Source organism: Bacillus sp. TH13, assembly GCF_016651175.1.
GTDB lineage: Bacteria > Bacillota > Bacilli > Bacillales > Bacillaceae_G > Bacillus_A > Bacillus_A thuringiensis_S.
Window position 1 is genome coordinate 2175001 of record NZ_JAEKEJ010000025.1, and the last position, 17057, is coordinate 2192057.

Sequence of the window (17057 nt, forward strand, 5' to 3'; positions counted from 1 at the left end):
TAAATACTCCCTAGTGATCGATAGTGAACCAGTACCGTGAGGGAAAGGTGAAAAGCACCCCGGAAGGGGAGTGAAAGAGATCCTGAAACCGTGTGCCTACAAATAGTCAGAGCCCGTTAATGGGTGATGGCGTGCCTTTTGTAGAATGAACCGGCGAGTTACGATCCCGTGCAAGGTTAAGCTGAAGAGGCGGAGCCGCAGCGAAAGCGAGTCTGAATAGGGCGTTTAGTACGTGGTCGTAGACCCGAAACCAGGTGATCTACCCATGTCCAGGGTGAAGTTCAGGTAACACTGAATGGAGGCCCGAACCCACGCACGTTGAAAAGTGCGGGGATGAGGTGTGGGTAGCGGAGAAATTCCAATCGAACCTGGAGATAGCTGGTTCTCCCCGAAATAGCTTTAGGGCTAGCCTTAAGTGTAAGAGTCTTGGAGGTAGAGCACTGATTGAACTAGGGGTCCTCATCGGATTACCGAATTCAGTCAAACTCCGAATGCCAATGACTTATCCTTAGGAGTCAGACTGCGAGTGATAAGATCCGTAGTCAAGAGGGAAACAGCCCAGATCGCCAGCTAAGGTCCCAAAGTGTGTATTAAGTGGAAAAGGATGTGGAGTTGCTTAGACAACTAGGATGTTGGCTTAGAAGCAGCCACCATTTAAAGAGTGCGTAATAGCTCACTAGTCGAGTGACTCTGCGCCGAAAATGTACCGGGGCTAAATACACCACCGAAGCTGCGAATTGATACCAATGGTATCAGTGGTAGGGGAGCGTTCTAAGTGCAGTGAAGTCAGACCGGAAGGACTGGTGGAGCGCTTAGAAGTGAGAATGCCGGTATGAGTAGCGAAAGACGGGTGAGAATCCCGTCCACCGAATGCCTAAGGTTTCCTGAGGAAGGCTCGTCCGCTCAGGGTTAGTCAGGACCTAAGCCGAGGCCGACAGGCGTAGGCGATGGACAACAGGTTGATATTCCTGTACCACCTCTTTATCGTTTGAGCAATGGAGGGACGCAGAAGGATAGAAGAAGCGTGCGATTGGTTGTGCACGTCCAAGCAGTTAGGCTGATAAGTAGGCAAATCCGCTTATCGTGAAGGCTGAGCTGTGATGGGGAAGCTCCTTATGGAGCGAAGTCTTTGATTCCCCGCTGCCAAGAAAAGCTTCTAGCGAGATAAAAGGTGCCTGTACCGCAAACCGACACAGGTAGGCGAGGAGAGAATCCTAAGGTGTGCGAGAGAACTCTGGTTAAGGAACTCGGCAAAATGACCCCGTAACTTCGGGAGAAGGGGTGCTTTCTTAACGGAAAGCCGCAGTGAATAGGCCCAAGCGACTGTTTAGCAAAAACACAGCTCTCTGCGAAGCCGTAAGGCGAAGTATAGGGGGTGACACCTGCCCGGTGCTGGAAGGTTAAGGAGAGGGGTTAGCGTAAGCGAAGCTCTGAACTGAAGCCCCAGTAAACGGCGGCCGTAACTATAACGGTCCTAAGGTAGCGAAATTCCTTGTCGGGTAAGTTCCGACCCGCACGAAAGGTGTAACGATTTGGGCACTGTCTCAACCAGAGACTCGGTGAAATTATAGTACCTGTGAAGATGCAGGTTACCCGCGACAGGACGGAAAGACCCCGTGGAGCTTTACTGTAGCCTGATATTGAATTTTGGTACAGTTTGTACAGGATAGGCGGGAGCCATTGAAACCGGAGCGCTAGCTTCGGTGGAGGCGCTGGTGGGATACCGCCCTGACTGTATTGAAATTCTAACCTACGGGTCTTATCGACCCGGGAGACAGTGTCAGGTGGGCAGTTTGACTGGGGCGGTCGCCTCCTAAAGTGTAACGGAGGCGCCCAAAGGTTCCCTCAGAATGGTTGGAAATCATTCGTAGAGTGCAAAGGCATAAGGGAGCTTGACTGCGAGACCTACAAGTCGAGCAGGGACGAAAGTCGGGCTTAGTGATCCGGTGGTTCCGCATGGAAGGGCCATCGCTCAACGGATAAAAGCTACCCCGGGGATAACAGGCTTATCTCCCCCAAGAGTCCACATCGACGGGGAGGTTTGGCACCTCGATGTCGGCTCATCGCATCCTGGGGCTGTAGTCGGTCCCAAGGGTTGGGCTGTTCGCCCATTAAAGCGGTACGCGAGCTGGGTTCAGAACGTCGTGAGACAGTTCGGTCCCTATCCGTCGTGGGCGTAGGAAATTTGAGAGGAGCTGTCCTTAGTACGAGAGGACCGGGATGGACGCACCGCTGGTGTACCAGTTGTTCTGCCAAGGGCATAGCTGGGTAGCTATGTGCGGAAGGGATAAGTGCTGAAAGCATCTAAGCATGAAGCCCCCCTCAAGATGAGATTTCCCATAGCGTAAGCTAGTAAGATCCCTGAAAGATGATCAGGTTGATAGGTTCGAGGTGGAAGCATGGTGACATGTGGAGCTGACGAATACTAATAGATCGAGGACTTAACCATATAATATGAAGCAATGTTATCTAGTTTTGAAAGAATATAAAAAACTTGTTGACTTTAAAAGTTAAATGAGTTACAATAATTCTTGTCTTAAATGAATACAGTCTGGTAATGATGGCAGAGAGGTCACACCCGTTCCCATACCGAACACGGAAGTTAAGCTCTCTAGCGCCGATGGTAGTTGGGACCTTGTCCCTGTGAGAGTAGGACGTTGCCAGGCAAATGGAGGATTAGCTCAGCTGGGAGAGCACCTGCCTTACAAGCAGGGGGTCGGCGGTTCGATCCCGTCATCCTCCACCATTTAGCCGACTTAGCTCAATTGGTAGAGCAACTGACTTGTAATCAGTAGGTTGGGGGTTCAAGTCCTCTAGTCGGCACCAGTTTTAATTTTGAGAGCCATTAGCTCAGTTGGTAGAGCATCTGACTTTTAATCAGAGGGTCGAAGGTTCGAATCCTTCATGGCTCACCATTTCAATGAAATATGCGGGTGTGGCGGAATTGGCAGACGCACTAGACTTAGGATCTAGCGCCTTTGGCGTGGGGGTTCGACTCCCTTCACCCGCACTTTTAATAAAATATCTCAAACATGTCTTGCGGAAGTAGTTCAGTGGTAGAATACAACCTTGCCAAGGTTGGGGTCGCGGGTTCGAATCCCGTCTTCCGCTCCAATTTTCAATATGACATGCCGGGGTGGCGGAACAGGCAGACGCACAGGACTTAAAATCCTGCGGTGGGTGACCACCGTGCGGGTTCGACCCCCGCCCTCGGCACCATATGCGCCCGTAGCTCAATTGGATAGAGCGTTTGACTACGGATCAAGAGGTTAGGGGTTCGACTCCTCTCGGGCGCGTTTTCTTTCGGGAAGTGGCTCAGCTTGGTAGAGCACCTGGTTTGGGACCAGGGGGTCGCAGGTTCAAATCCTGTCTTCCCGATACTTGTTTGGGGCCTTAGCTCAGCTGGGAGAGCGCCTGCCTTGCACGCAGGAGGTCAGCGGTTCGATCCCGCTAGGCTCCACCATTAGTTCTTTGAAAACTGAACGAAACAAACAACGTGAAACGTCAATTTTTATTTTTAGATGCTAGACAAACTAACTTTATTGGAGAGTTTGATCCTGGCTCAGGATGAACGCTGGCGGCGTGCCTAATACATGCAAGTCGAGCGAATGGATTAAGAGCTTGCTCTTATGAAGTTAGCGGCGGACGGGTGAGTAACACGTGGGTAACCTGCCCATAAGACTGGGATAACTCCGGGAAACCGGGGCTAATACCGGATAACATTTTGAACTGCATGGTTCGAAATTGAAAGGCGGCTTCGGCTGTCACTTATGGATGGACCCGCGTCGCATTAGCTAGTTGGTGAGGTAACGGCTCACCAAGGCAACGATGCGTAGCCGACCTGAGAGGGTGATCGGCCACACTGGGACTGAGACACGGCCCAGACTCCTACGGGAGGCAGCAGTAGGGAATCTTCCGCAATGGACGAAAGTCTGACGGAGCAACGCCGCGTGAGTGATGAAGGCTTTCGGGTCGTAAAACTCTGTTGTTAGGGAAGAACAAGTGCTAGTTGAATAAGCTGGCACCTTGACGGTACCTAACCAGAAAGCCACGGCTAACTACGTGCCAGCAGCCGCGGTAATACGTAGGTGGCAAGCGTTATCCGGAATTATTGGGCGTAAAGCGCGCGCAGGTGGTTTCTTAAGTCTGATGTGAAAGCCCACGGCTCAACCGTGGAGGGTCATTGGAAACTGGGAGACTTGAGTGCAGAAGAGGAAAGTGGAATTCCATGTGTAGCGGTGAAATGCGTAGAGATATGGAGGAACACCAGTGGCGAAGGCGACTTTCTGGTCTGTAACTGACACTGAGGCGCGAAAGCGTGGGGAGCAAACAGGATTAGATACCCTGGTAGTCCACGCCGTAAACGATGAGTGCTAAGTGTTAGAGGGTTTCCGCCCTTTAGTGCTGAAGTTAACGCATTAAGCACTCCGCCTGGGGAGTACGGCCGCAAGGCTGAAACTCAAAGGAATTGACGGGGGCCCGCACAAGCGGTGGAGCATGTGGTTTAATTCGAAGCAACGCGAAGAACCTTACCAGGTCTTGACATCCTCTGAAAACCCTAGAGATAGGGCTTCTCCTTCGGGAGCAGAGTGACAGGTGGTGCATGGTTGTCGTCAGCTCGTGTCGTGAGATGTTGGGTTAAGTCCCGCAACGAGCGCAACCCTTGATCTTAGTTGCCATCATTAAGTTGGGCACTCTAAGGTGACTGCCGGTGACAAACCGGAGGAAGGTGGGGATGACGTCAAATCATCATGCCCCTTATGACCTGGGCTACACACGTGCTACAATGGACGGTACAAAGAGCTGCAAGACCGCGAGGTGGAGCTAATCTCATAAAACCGTTCTCAGTTCGGATTGTAGGCTGCAACTCGCCTACATGAAGCTGGAATCGCTAGTAATCGCGGATCAGCATGCCGCGGTGAATACGTTCCCGGGCCTTGTACACACCGCCCGTCACACCACGAGAGTTTGTAACACCCGAAGTCGGTGGGGTAACCTTTTTGGAGCCAGCCGCCTAAGGTGGGACAGATGATTGGGGTGAAGTCGTAACAAGGTAGCCGTATCGGAAGGTGCGGCTGGATCACCTCCTTTCTATGGAGAATTGATAAGCGCTGCTTATCAATATAAGTTTCCGTGTTTCGTTTTGTTCAGTTTTGAGAGAACTATCTCTCATATATAAATGTATGTTCTTTGAAAACTAGATAACAGTGTAGCTCATATTTTTTAATTTTTAGTTTGGTTAAGTTAGAAAGGGCGCACGGTGGATGCCTTGACACTAGGAGTCGATGAAGGACGGGACTAACGCCGATATGCTTCGGGGAGCTGTAAGTAAGCTTTGATCCGAAGATTTCCGAATGGGGAAACCCACTATACGTAATGGTATGGTATCCTTACCTGAATACATAGGGTATGGAAGACAGACCCAGGGAACTGAAACATCTAAGTACCTGGAGGAAGAGAAAGCAAATGCGATTTCCTGAGTAGCGGCGAGCGAAACGGAACATAGCCCAAACCAAGAGGCTTGCCTCTTGGGGTTGTAGGACATTCTATACGGAGTTACAAAGGAACGAGGTAGACGAAGCGACCTGGAAAGGTCCGTCGTAGAGGGTAACAACCCCGTAGTCGAAACTTCGTTCTCTCTTGAATGTATCCTGAGTACGGCGGAACACGTGAAATTCCGTCGGAATCTGGGAGGACCATCTCCCAAGGCTAAATACTCCCTAGTGATCGATAGTGAACCAGTACCGTGAGGGAAAGGTGAAAAGCACCCCGGAAGGGGAGTGAAAGAGATCCTGAAACCGTGTGCCTACAAATAGTCAGAGCCCGTTAATGGGTGATGGCGTGCCTTTTGTAGAATGAACCGGCGAGTTACGATCCCGTGCAAGGTTAAGCTGAAGAGGCGGAGCCGCAGCGAAAGCGAGTCTGAATAGGGCGTTTAGTACGTGGTCGTAGACCCGAAACCAGGTGATCTACCCATGTCCAGGGTGAAGTTCAGGTAACACTGAATGGAGGCCCGAACCCACGCACGTTGAAAAGTGCGGGGATGAGGTGTGGGTAGCGGAGAAATTCCAATCGAACCTGGAGATAGCTGGTTCTCCCCGAAATAGCTTTAGGGCTAGCCTTAAGTGTAAGAGTCTTGGAGGTAGAGCACTGATTGAACTAGGGGTCCTCATCGGATTACCGAATTCAGTCAAACTCCGAATGCCAATGACTTATCCTTAGGAGTCAGACTGCGAGTGATAAGATCCGTAGTCAAGAGGGAAACAGCCCAGATCGCCAGCTAAGGTCCCAAAGTGTGTATTAAGTGGAAAAGGATGTGGAGTTGCTTAGACAACTAGGATGTTGGCTTAGAAGCAGCCACCATTTAAAGAGTGCGTAATAGCTCACTAGTCGAGTGACTCTGCGCCGAAAATGTACCGGGGCTAAATACACCACCGAAGCTGCGAATTGATACCAATGGTATCAGTGGTAGGGGAGCGTTCTAAGTGCAGTGAAGTCAGACCGGAAGGACTGGTGGAGCGCTTAGAAGTGAGAATGCCGGTATGAGTAGCGAAAGACGGGTGAGAATCCCGTCCACCGAATGCCTAAGGTTTCCTGAGGAAGGCTCGTCCGCTCAGGGTTAGTCAGGACCTAAGCCGAGGCCGACAGGCGTAGGCGATGGACAACAGGTTGATATTCCTGTACCACCTCTTTATCGTTTGAGCAATGGAGGGACGCAGAAGGATAGAAGAAGCGTGCGATTGGTTGTGCACGTCCAAGCAGTTAGGCTGATAAGTAGGCAAATCCGCTTATCGTGAAGGCTGAGCTGTGATGGGGAAGCTCCTTATGGAGCGAAGTCTTTGATTCCCCGCTGCCAAGAAAAGCTTCTAGCGAGATAAAAGGTGCCTGTACCGCAAACCGACACAGGTAGGCGAGGAGAGAATCCTAAGGTGTGCGAGAGAACTCTGGTTAAGGAACTCGGCAAAATGACCCCGTAACTTCGGGAGAAGGGGTGCTTTCTTAACGGAAAGCCGCAGTGAATAGGCCCAAGCGACTGTTTAGCAAAAACACAGCTCTCTGCGAAGCCGTAAGGCGAAGTATAGGGGGTGACACCTGCCCGGTGCTGGAAGGTTAAGGAGAGGGGTTAGCGTAAGCGAAGCTCTGAACTGAAGCCCCAGTAAACGGCGGCCGTAACTATAACGGTCCTAAGGTAGCGAAATTCCTTGTCGGGTAAGTTCCGACCCGCACGAAAGGTGTAACGATTTGGGCACTGTCTCAACCAGAGACTCGGTGAAATTATAGTACCTGTGAAGATGCAGGTTACCCGCGACAGGACGGAAAGACCCCGTGGAGCTTTACTGTAGCCTGATATTGAATTTTGGTACAGTTTGTACAGGATAGGCGGGAGCCATTGAAACCGGAGCGCTAGCTTCGGTGGAGGCGCTGGTGGGATACCGCCCTGACTGTATTGAAATTCTAACCTACGGGTCTTATCGACCCGGGAGACAGTGTCAGGTGGGCAGTTTGACTGGGGCGGTCGCCTCCTAAAGTGTAACGGAGGCGCCCAAAGGTTCCCTCAGAATGGTTGGAAATCATTCGTAGAGTGCAAAGGCATAAGGGAGCTTGACTGCGAGACCTACAAGTCGAGCAGGGACGAAAGTCGGGCTTAGTGATCCGGTGGTTCCGCATGGAAGGGCCATCGCTCAACGGATAAAAGCTACCCCGGGGATAACAGGCTTATCTCCCCCAAGAGTCCACATCGACGGGGAGGTTTGGCACCTCGATGTCGGCTCATCGCATCCTGGGGCTGTAGTCGGTCCCAAGGGTTGGGCTGTTCGCCCATTAAAGCGGTACGCGAGCTGGGTTCAGAACGTCGTGAGACAGTTCGGTCCCTATCCGTCGTGGGCGTAGGAAATTTGAGAGGAGCTGTCCTTAGTACGAGAGGACCGGGATGGACGCACCGCTGGTGTACCAGTTGTTCTGCCAAGGGCATAGCTGGGTAGCTATGTGCGGAAGGGATAAGTGCTGAAAGCATCTAAGCATGAAGCCCCCCTCAAGATGAGATTTCCCATAGCGTAAGCTAGTAAGATCCCTGAAAGATGATCAGGTTGATAGGTTCGAGGTGGAAGCATGGTGACATGTGGAGCTGACGAATACTAATAGATCGAGGACTTAACCATATAATATGTAGCAAATGTTATCTAGTTTTGAAGGAATATGCCTTCATAGTTTGGTGATGATGGCAGAGAGGTCACACCCGTTCCCATACCGAACACGGAAGTTAAGCTCTCTAGCGCCGATGGTAGTTGGGACCTTGTCCCTGTGAGAGTAGGACGTCGCCAAGCAACTAAAACACGAGTCATTTGACTCGTGTTTTTTCGTGTTTTCTTTTATAATCTATAGTAATTAAAAAATATGTTTAAATAATTACTATTTTGATTAAATGCAGGGGAATGTGGCTAGGATAGTGAATAAGCAAAAGTGTTGCAAATTTTATTAATACGTATATAATTAAAGTCAAAGATAGTCAAAGTCAATAAAGGTGGCGGATAAATGAGAAATATATCTGATATCATTGAGCAATATCTAAAGCAAGTTATTGACTTAAGCAATAATAATGTGATTGAAATCAAGAGAAATGAGATTGCGGATCGATTCGAGTGCGTACCATCTCAAATCAATTATGTAATCAATACCCGTTTTACGTTAGAAAGAGGATTTGTAGTAGAAAGTAAACGTGGTGGAGGAGGTTACATTCGCATTATAAAAGTCAAACTGCATGACGATATAGATATTATTGATCAAATGCTTCATATGATTGATCATAGCGTTGCGCAAGGGAATGCAGAAAGTATGATTATACGTTTAATAGAAGAGGGAATCATAACAAATCGTGAAGCGAAACTGATGCTAAGCGTAATAGATCGTTCTGTATTATCAATGGATGTTCCTTCTCGAGATGAACTTAGGGCTCGAATATTATGCGCAATGTTAAGAACACTGAAATATAAATAAATATAACTTTTGTAAAAGAACGATAACTAAGATAAAGCAGTTAAATATTGTAGAAGTTTTGAAAAAGAACATGCACTTTTATTTAAACGGATTCAGGAAAGCGAACAATCTAGTAATGTATGAAAAGTACCATGAGATAGAGCGTTCCTGTTGTAAAGGTGGGGATAGTGATGACTTGTCAAAACTGTAATATAAGACCAGCAACTTTACATTATACAAAAGTAATTAACGAGAAGAAGGCGGAAGTTCATCTTTGTGAGCAATGTGCAGAGCAAAGTGGCTATACGTCTTTCTTTCAATCATCGCAGTCTAACTTTTCATTTCATGATTTATTTGCTGGTTTATTACACGGTGAATCAACAATGTTTGAAGAAGGAAAAAATGGATTTTCAAATGCAGATATAGTAAGATGTCCAGATTGTAAGATGACATATGAACAATTTACAAAAGTCGGACGTTTTGGCTGTTATTCTTGTTACGATACATTTAAGGAGCATTTAAAGCCATTATTAAAACGCCTTCACGGTGGGCATACAGAACATTGTGGAAAAATTCCGGAACGTATAGAAGGAAATATCCACTTAAAGAAAGAATTAGATGAACTAAAACTTATTCTGAAACAATACGTACAGAAAGAGGAATTTGAGAAAGCTGCAGAGGTAAGAGATAAGATCCGAGGTCTTGAAATACAGCTTAGTGAGCATAGAGAGGGGGAATAGTTCTATGTCACTGGACAAAATTATGAACGAAGCAATTAGTCCATGGATGAAGGGGGATGGCCCTGATTCTGATATTGTTTTAAGTAGTCGAATTCGTTTGGCTCGTAATTTTAAACAATATCAATTTTCCACTATGCAAAACGAAGAAGAAGCTAAACAGATTCATGAATTATTCAAAAAGAAATTTATAAATAAAGCAGTAGGGCCCTTTGGGGAGTTTGGACTATTAAAGATGAATGAATTAACCCCTCTTCAAAGGAGAGTTTTAGTCGAAAAGCATTTAATTAGTCCAAATCTTGCAGGGACAGAATATGGAGCATGTCTACTATCAGAAAGTGAACATATTAGTGTTATGCTTAATGAAGAAGACCATATTCGGATTCAGTGCCTATTTTCAGGATTACAGTTATCAGAGGCACTTCAAAGTGCCAATCAAATAGATAATTGGATTGAGAAAGAAGTTGAATACGCTTTTGATGAATCACTTGGATATATTACGAGTTGTCCTACTAATGTTGGCACAGGGTTAAGAGCTTCTGTGATGATTCATTTACCGGGACTGGTTTTAACAAAAAGAATTAGCCGTATTATACAAGTAATTCAAAAATTAGGGTTAGTAGTAAGAGGAATATACGGTGAAGGTAGCGAAGCGTTAGGTAATATATTTCAAGTTTCAAATCAAATGACGCTAGGAAAGTCTGAAGAAGATATTATTGCAGATTTAAAGAGTGTCATTCAACAAATTATACAGCAAGAAAAAATGGCTAGAGAATTAATTGTACAAAATTCAAGTATTGAACTTGAAGATAAGGTTTATCGTTCTTACGGCATACTAGCAAACAGTCGTTTAATTCAATCTGCAGAAGCAGCCAATTGCTTATCAGATGTACGACTTGGTATTGATCTAGGATATATAAAAGGTATATCGAGAAATATTTTGACTGAGCTAATGGTTCTTACGCAACCAGGTATTTTACAACAATACGCAGGTGGACCTTTAGCGCCAGAAGAAAGAGATTATCGAAGAGCAACCTTAATCCGTGAGCGATTACGTATTGAAAAAAACTAAGCGCAAGTAGGAGGCGATTTCTATGATGTTTGGAAGATTTACAGAAAGAGCACAGAAAGTGTTAGCTTTATCTCAAGAGGAAGCAATTCGTATTGGGCATAATAATATTGGAACAGAACATATTTTACTTGGGCTTGTACGCGAAGGTGAAGGAATTGCAGCAAAAGCATTAATTGCTCTTGGATTAAGTCCAGAGAAAGTTCAAAAAGAAGTAGAAGCGTTAATTGGGCGAGGAACAGAAGCTTCTCAAACTGTACATTATACACCTCGTGCTAAAAAGGTTATTGAATTATCTATGGATGAAGCGCGTAAGCTAGGCCATTCTTACGTTGGAACAGAACACATTTTACTCGGTTTAATCCGTGAAGGTGAAGGTGTAGCCGCACGTGTTTTAAATAATTTAGGTGTAAGTCTAAATAAAGCAAGACAACAAGTGTTACAACTTCTTGGAAGTAATGAAGCTAGTTCAGGTCATCAAGGTGGTTCAGCAACAAATGCAAATACACCGACACTTGACAGTTTAGCAAGGGACTTAACAGTTGTTGCACGTGAAAATCGCTTAGACCCTGTTATTGGACGCGGTAAAGAAATTCAACGTGTAATTGAGGTATTAAGCCGTAGAACGAAAAATAACCCAGTATTAATTGGTGAGCCTGGTGTAGGTAAAACGGCAATTGCAGAAGGATTAGCACAGCAAATTGTAAATAATGAAGTTCCTGAAACTTTAAGAGATAAGCGTGTTATGACATTAGATATGGGTACAGTGGTAGCTGGAACGAAATATCGTGGTGAATTTGAAGATCGTTTAAAGAAAGTGATGGATGAAATTCGCCAAGCAGGCAATATTATTCTATTTATTGATGAGCTTCATACATTAATTGGTGCAGGTGGAGCAGAAGGTGCAATCGATGCATCGAATATTTTAAAACCATCTTTAGCACGAGGAGAGCTACAATGTATTGGGGCAACAACTTTAGATGAGTATCGTAAATATATTGAAAAAGACGCGGCTTTAGAAAGACGTTTTCAACCAATTCATGTTGATGAGCCAAGTTTAGAAGAATCGATTCAAATCTTGAAAGGTTTACGTGATCGTTATGAGGCGCATCACCGTGTATCTATTACAGATGACGCTATTGATGCAGCTGTAAAACTTTCAGATCGTTATATTACAGATCGCTTTTTACCGGATAAAGCAATTGATTTAATTGATGAAGCTGCTTCAAAAGTTCGCTTACGTTCTTATACAACACCACCAAACTTAAAAGAGCTTGAAGTGAAGCTTGAGGAGATTCGAAAAGAAAAAGATGCAGCTGTACAAAGTCAAGAATTTGAAAAGGCTGCATCCTTACGTGATATGGAGCAACGCTTACGTGAGAAGTTAGAAGATACAAAACGTCAATGGAAAGAGCAACAAGGAAAAGAAAATTCAGAGGTTACGGTAGAAGATATTGCAAATGTCGTTTCTACATGGACGCGTATCCCAGTTTCTAAACTTGCACAAACAGAGACTGATAAATTATTAAATTTAGAATCCATTCTTCATGATCGTTTGATTGGTCAAGATGAAGCAGTAGTAGCTGTAGCAAAAGCTGTTCGTCGTGCAAGAGCAGGATTAAAAGATCCGAAGCGCCCGATTGGTTCATTTATTTTCTTAGGACCAACAGGTGTAGGTAAAACAGAACTTGCAAGAGCACTAGCAGAATCTATGTTCGGTGATGAAGATGCAATGATTCGCATCGATATGTCAGAGTACATGGAGAAGCATTCTACTTCCCGTTTAGTTGGTTCTCCTCCAGGATATGTTGGATATGAAGAAGGTGGACAATTAACAGAGAAAGTTCGTCGCAAGCCATATTCAGTTGTATTATTAGATGAGGTAGAGAAAGCTCATCCGGATGTGTTTAATATTTTACTACAAGTATTAGAAGATGGTCGTTTAACAGATTCTAAAGGACGTACAGTTGATTTCCGTAATACAATTGTTATTATGACGTCTAACGTTGGTGCCGAGGCGTTAAAACGTAACAAACATCTTGGATTTAATGTCCAAGATGAAAGCCGTGATTATTCGGATATGAAAGGTAAAGTAATGGATGAGTTGAAAAAGGCATTTCGTCCAGAATTCTTAAACCGTATTGATGAAATTATCGTATTCCATATGCTTGAGAAAAAACATATTCAAGAGATTGTAACTCTTATGGTAAATCAGTTAGTAAATCGCTTAAAAGAACAAGAAATCGAATTGCACTTAACGGAAGGGGCAATTTCAGCTATTGCTGATAAAGGATTTGATCGTGAATACGGTGCTCGTCCACTTCGTAGAGCAATTCAGAAACATGTAGAAGATAGACTATCAGAAGAACTTTTAAAAGGTGCTATTGAGAAAGGACAAAAAGTTATCTTTGATGTAGAAGGAGAATCATTTGTCATTCATAGTGCGGAAAAGGTAAAATAAGTATAGACAAACAAAGAGGGCTACGCGATAGCCCTCTTTCTTGTACGAGAAGGATAAACGTTTATAGACGAAAGTGAAGTGAACTATAAAAAGATATGGCTAAAAAGAAAACGAAATTTATATGTCAAGAATGTGGTTATCAGTCACCAAAATATATGGGTAAATGTCCTGGATGTGGTCAATGGAATACACTTGTTGAAGAAATGGAGCCAGTTGTATCATCCAGGCGCCTTAATTACGCGAATGCAATTCAAACGGAAGTAACAAAACCAAGACGTCTTACCGAAGTAGAAACAAAGTCTGAGGCACGTATTGAAACGGAATTTCAAGAGTTTAATCGTGTGCTTGGTGGCGGAATTGTAGATGGGTCCTTAGTACTTATTGGTGGAGACCCTGGGATTGGGAAATCAACATTACTATTACAAATTTCATCACAATTAGCAGATTCTTCATATGATGTATTATACATATCGGGTGAGGAGTCGGCAAAGCAGATTAAACTTCGTGCAGATCGTTTGCATGTAAAGGGTAGCAATCTATTTGTTGTAGCAGAGACAGACCTGGAGCGTATTGCAGCACATATTGAAGAGATGAATCCAGCTTTTGTTGTTATTGATTCTATTCAAACAATACATTTACCTGAGGTGACGTCAGCACCAGGAAGTGTGGCACAAGTACGTGAATGTACAGCGGAATTAATGAAACTTGCAAAAACAAAAGGAATCCCTATTTTCATCGTCGGGCATGTGACAAAAGAAGGAGCAATTGCAGGACCTCGTATGTTAGAACATATGGTCGATGCAGTTCTTTACTTTGAAGGAGATCGACACCATACGTATCGTATTTTACGAGCTGTGAAGAACCGTTTTGGTTCCACGAATGAAATGGGTATCTTTGAAATGAAAGAGCTTGGTCTTGCGGAAGTTTTAAATCCTTCCGAAATCTTCCTTGAGGAAAGGCCGGTTGGTGTTGCAGGATCAACAGTAGTTGCTTCAATGGAAGGAACAAGACCTGTTTTAGTAGAAATACAAGCATTAATCTCCCCTACTAGTTTTGGAAATCCTCGAAGAATGGCGACGGGAATTGATCATAACCGTGTTTCGCTTATTATGGCAGTATTAGAAAAAAGAACAGGTTTACTATTGCAAAATCAAGATGCATATTTAAAAGTAGCTGGTGGTTTGAAATTAGACGAACCGGCAATTGATTTAGCAGTGGCTTTAAGTATAGCCTCAAGTTTTAGGGATAAATCTACGGCACCAACTGATGCAGTAATAGGAGAAGTAGGATTAACTGGAGAAATAAGAAGAGTATCAAGAATCGAACAACGTGTACAAGAAGCGGCTAAATTAGGATTTCAACGTGTTATTATTCCTAGAAAAAACTTAGGAGGATGGACAATTCCGGATGGGATTGAGGTTGTAGGTGTTTCTAATTTAGGAGAAGCGCTTCGTTTGACATTAGGAGGCTAGGCTATGGAAGAAAATAAGCAACGTGTCAAAAGTATGATTAATATTTTACAGCTCGTGGCCCCAGGAACACCACTGCGTGAAGGGATAGATAATGTACTTCGCGCACAAACAGGGGGGCTAATTGTTCTTGGATATAATGAGCAGATTAAAAGTATTGTTGATGGTGGTTTTCACATTAATTGTGCATTCTCTCCTGCTAGTTTATATGAATTAGCAAAAATGGACGGGGCACTTATTTTAAATGAAACGGGAAGTAAAATTTTAATAGCGAATGCACAGTTAGTTCCAGAGGCATCTATTGATTCTATTGAAACAGGTATGCGTCACCGAACAGCAGAACGTGTAGCGAAGCAGACGGGTAGTCTTGTTGTGGCCATTTCACAAAGACGTAACGTAATTACGCTATATCAAGGGAACTTACGTTATACACTAAAAGATATAGGGGTTATTTTAACAAAAGCAAATCAAGCTATTCAAACGTTAGAAAAATATAAGGCTGTATGGAATGATGGTATTACGAATTTGGGCATTCTAGAATTTGAAGAGGTCGTTACAATGTCTGAGGTAGTTCACGTTTTACATAGTGTTGAAATGGTACTGCGTATTAAAAATGAAATATTGAGCTATATTCATGAGTTAGGAACAGAAGGTAGGTTAATTCGTTTACAGCTTACAGAATTGCTAGCTGATTTAGAAGCAGAGGCAGCATTGTTAATTAAAGATTATCACCAGGAGAAAACACAAGACCATCATCAAATTTTGAAAAAGTTACAGGACCTTGCAAATACACAACTTTTAGAGGATAGTGATTTAGTTAAATTACTTGGCTATCCAGGGCAAACCAGTTTAGAAGAAAGTGTGACGCCAAGGGGATATCGAATTACAAGCAAAATCTCTCGTGTTCCGCCACTTATCATTGAAAATTTAATTAATCGATTCAAAACGTTGCAAGGAGTTTGTCGCGCGACTATTCATGAATTGGATGATGTGGAAGGAATTGGGGAAGTAAGGGCGAAGAAAATACGAGAAGGCCTAAAAAGAATTCAAGAGCATCTCTATATGAGTAGACACAATTAAGAATATTACATTGATTCCATAATATAACGACACTAGAACATTTTTGGTATATGATATGATATATTGGTAAATAAAACTATTTATAAAAAAACACGTCCGCTTTTGCATTCGGCGTTTTGATTAGCGAAACAATGGTTAATAATGAGTAGGAGGTGGTTGGATGTTAAAACGGATCGTACAGCTCTTCTTTCTAGTAATCGGGGGAGCGTTAGGGATTTACTTAATCCCAAAAGTTATTAATGTATTAGACATCGGTGCTGTTCCTTTATTGGAAGGATCGTATGTTCGTGCGATTATTGGTGCAATTATTTTATTTTTAACAACATTTTGGCTTGTAGATTATATTGTTCAACTTATTAAGCATATTGAAGAGGCTCTTGTAAAGGCGCCTGTAGCAGATGTTTTATTTGGTACATTAGGATTGATCTCTGGTCTTATTGTTGCATATTTAATTTTAATACCGATTCGTGAATTTACAATTCCGGTTATTAGTACGGTATTGCAAGTGTTCTTCACTCTTTTACTTGGATATTTAGGATTCCAAGTAGGATTTAAAAAGAGGAATGAATTGCTAGGATTATTTACATTACCCCAACGCGGAGGTAAGAAGAAAAATAATAGCGAGAACGAAGAGGTAGAAGCAGAAAAATCTACGACTCATTGGAAAATTCTCGATACGAGTGTAATTATCGATGGACGTATTGCTGATATTTGCCAAACGAAGTTTTTGGAAGGAACAATTGTGATTCCACAATTCGTATTAGAAGAGCTTCAGCATATTGCCGATTCTTCCGATGCTTTAAAGCGTAATCGTGGTCGCAGAGGACTAGACATTTTAAATCGTATTCAAAAAGAGATGCCGATTCCGGTAGAAATTTATGAAGGCGATTTCGAGGATATCCAAGAGGTGGATAGCAAACTTGTAAAGTTAGCAAAAATCACCGGTGGAACTGTAGTAACGAATGATTTCAACTTAAATAAAGTTTCTGAATTACAAGGAGTAACGGTGTTAAACATTAATGATTTAGCTAATGCAATTAAACCAGTTGTACTCCCTGGCGAAGAATTAAATGTTTATGTTGTGAAAGATGGTAAAGAGCAAAACCAAGGTGTTGCGTACTTAGATGATGGTACGATGATTGTAGTAGAAGATGGTAGAGAGTATGTAGGTTCGCAACTTAATGTACTGGTTACTAGCGTATTACAAACATCAGCTGGTCGTATGATTTTCGCAAAACGTAAATTATTAGAAAAAGCATTATAGGTAG

At 43.7% G+C, this 17057-nt stretch carries 7 protein-coding genes, 9 tRNA genes and 5 rRNA genes (1 of these 21 running past the window's edge); all 21 read left to right on the forward strand.

Annotated elements, in window-relative coordinates; translation table 11 throughout:
- A 23S ribosomal RNA gene (locus tag JFU02_RS19585) occupies positions 1 to 2449 on the forward strand (it extends 473 nt beyond the left edge of the window).
- A gap of 101 nt (positions 2450 to 2550) precedes the next feature.
- Positions 2551 to 2666: ribosomal RNA gene (rrf, locus tag JFU02_RS19590) — 5S ribosomal RNA — on the forward strand.
- A gap of 4 nt (positions 2667 to 2670) precedes the next feature.
- Positions 2671 to 2746 (forward strand) — tRNA-Val (locus tag JFU02_RS19595).
- A gap of 4 nt (positions 2747 to 2750) precedes the next feature.
- A tRNA-Thr gene (locus tag JFU02_RS19600) sits at positions 2751 to 2826 on the forward strand.
- Between the two features lie 13 nt (positions 2827 to 2839).
- Positions 2840 to 2915 (forward strand) — tRNA-Lys (locus tag JFU02_RS19605).
- A gap of 14 nt (positions 2916 to 2929) precedes the next feature.
- Positions 2930 to 3010: transfer RNA gene (locus tag JFU02_RS19610), tRNA-Leu, on the forward strand.
- A 29-nt stretch (positions 3011 to 3039) separates the two neighbouring features.
- Positions 3040 to 3114, forward strand: a tRNA-Gly gene (locus tag JFU02_RS19615).
- Between the two features lie 16 nt (positions 3115 to 3130).
- Positions 3131 to 3219 (forward strand) — tRNA-Leu (locus JFU02_RS19620).
- A gap of 3 nt (positions 3220 to 3222) precedes the next feature.
- Positions 3223 to 3296: transfer RNA gene (locus JFU02_RS19625), tRNA-Arg, on the forward strand.
- An 8-nt stretch (positions 3297 to 3304) separates the two neighbouring features.
- Positions 3305 to 3378 (forward strand) — tRNA-Pro (locus JFU02_RS19630).
- 9 nt (positions 3379 to 3387) lie between these two features.
- Positions 3388 to 3463, forward strand: a tRNA-Ala gene (locus tag JFU02_RS19635).
- Between the two features lie 76 nt (positions 3464 to 3539).
- A 16S ribosomal RNA gene (locus tag JFU02_RS19640) occupies positions 3540 to 5091 on the forward strand.
- A gap of 146 nt (positions 5092 to 5237) precedes the next feature.
- Positions 5238 to 8159: ribosomal RNA gene (locus JFU02_RS19645) — 23S ribosomal RNA — on the forward strand.
- 49 nt (positions 8160 to 8208) lie between these two features.
- Positions 8209 to 8324: ribosomal RNA gene (rrf, locus tag JFU02_RS19650) — 5S ribosomal RNA — on the forward strand.
- The 16S, 23S and 5S rRNA genes sit together here with 9 tRNA genes alongside, the layout of an rRNA operon.
- A 208-nt stretch (positions 8325 to 8532) precedes the next feature.
- Entirely contained in the window at positions 8533 to 8994 is a 462-nt protein-coding gene (gene ctsR, locus JFU02_RS19655) for a transcriptional regulator CtsR (RefSeq protein ID WP_001244560.1), read from the forward strand.
- Between the two features lie 170 nt (positions 8995 to 9164).
- Entirely contained in the window at positions 9165 to 9713 is a 549-nt protein-coding gene (gene mcsA, locus JFU02_RS19660) for a protein-arginine kinase activator protein McsA (protein ID WP_000128386.1), read from the forward strand.
- Between the two features lie 4 nt (positions 9714 to 9717).
- Positions 9718 to 10782, forward strand: coding sequence for a protein-arginine kinase McsB (gene mcsB / locus JFU02_RS19665; protein WP_098838555.1), 1065 nt, complete (start codon positions 9718 to 9720; stop codon positions 10780 to 10782).
- 22 nt (positions 10783 to 10804) lie between these two features.
- Complete coding sequence (gene clpC, locus JFU02_RS19670) at positions 10805 to 13240, forward strand: ATP-dependent protease ATP-binding subunit ClpC (protein ID WP_000971173.1); 2436 nt, start codon at positions 10805 to 10807, stop codon at positions 13238 to 13240.
- A 95-nt stretch (positions 13241 to 13335) separates the two neighbouring features.
- Positions 13336 to 14712 (forward strand): DNA repair protein RadA, encoded by a 1377-nt coding sequence (radA, locus tag JFU02_RS19675; protein ID WP_201071510.1) that lies wholly within the window; start codon positions 13336 to 13338, stop codon positions 14710 to 14712.
- Positions 14713 to 14715: 3 nt separating this feature from the next.
- A complete protein-coding gene (disA, locus tag JFU02_RS19680; protein ID WP_000392164.1) occupies positions 14716 to 15789 on the forward strand; it encodes a DNA integrity scanning diadenylate cyclase DisA in 1074 nt (357 codons plus the stop codon).
- A 160-nt stretch (positions 15790 to 15949) separates the two neighbouring features.
- The gene (locus JFU02_RS19685) at positions 15950 to 17053 is read left to right on the forward strand and encodes a PIN/TRAM domain-containing protein (RefSeq protein ID WP_000919681.1); all 1104 of its coding nucleotides are present in this window, start codon (positions 15950 to 15952) and stop codon (positions 17051 to 17053) included.
- Positions 17054 to 17057: the final 4 nt, after the last annotated feature.

Bases quoted from the DNA above. Each gene is read 5' to 3' on its own strand.
- radA (WP_201071510.1), top strand. From the start codon at position 13,336: ATGGCTAAAAAGAAAACGAAATTTATATGTCAAGAATGTGGTTATCAG.
- mcsB (WP_098838555.1), top strand. From the start codon at position 9,718: ATGTCACTGGACAAAATTATGAACGAAGCAATTAGTCCATGGATGAAG.
- clpC (WP_000971173.1), top strand. From the start codon at position 10,805: ATGATGTTTGGAAGATTTACAGAAAGAGCACAGAAAGTGTTAGCTTTA.
- disA (WP_000392164.1), top strand. From the start codon at position 14,716: ATGGAAGAAAATAAGCAACGTGTCAAAAGTATGATTAATATTTTACAG.
- mcsA (WP_000128386.1), top strand. From the start codon at position 9,165: ATGACTTGTCAAAACTGTAATATAAGACCAGCAACTTTACATTATACA.
- ctsR (WP_001244560.1), top strand. From the start codon at position 8,533: ATGAGAAATATATCTGATATCATTGAGCAATATCTAAAGCAAGTTATT.
- JFU02_RS19685 (WP_000919681.1), top strand. From the start codon at position 15,950: ATGTTAAAACGGATCGTACAGCTCTTCTTTCTAGTAATCGGGGGAGCG.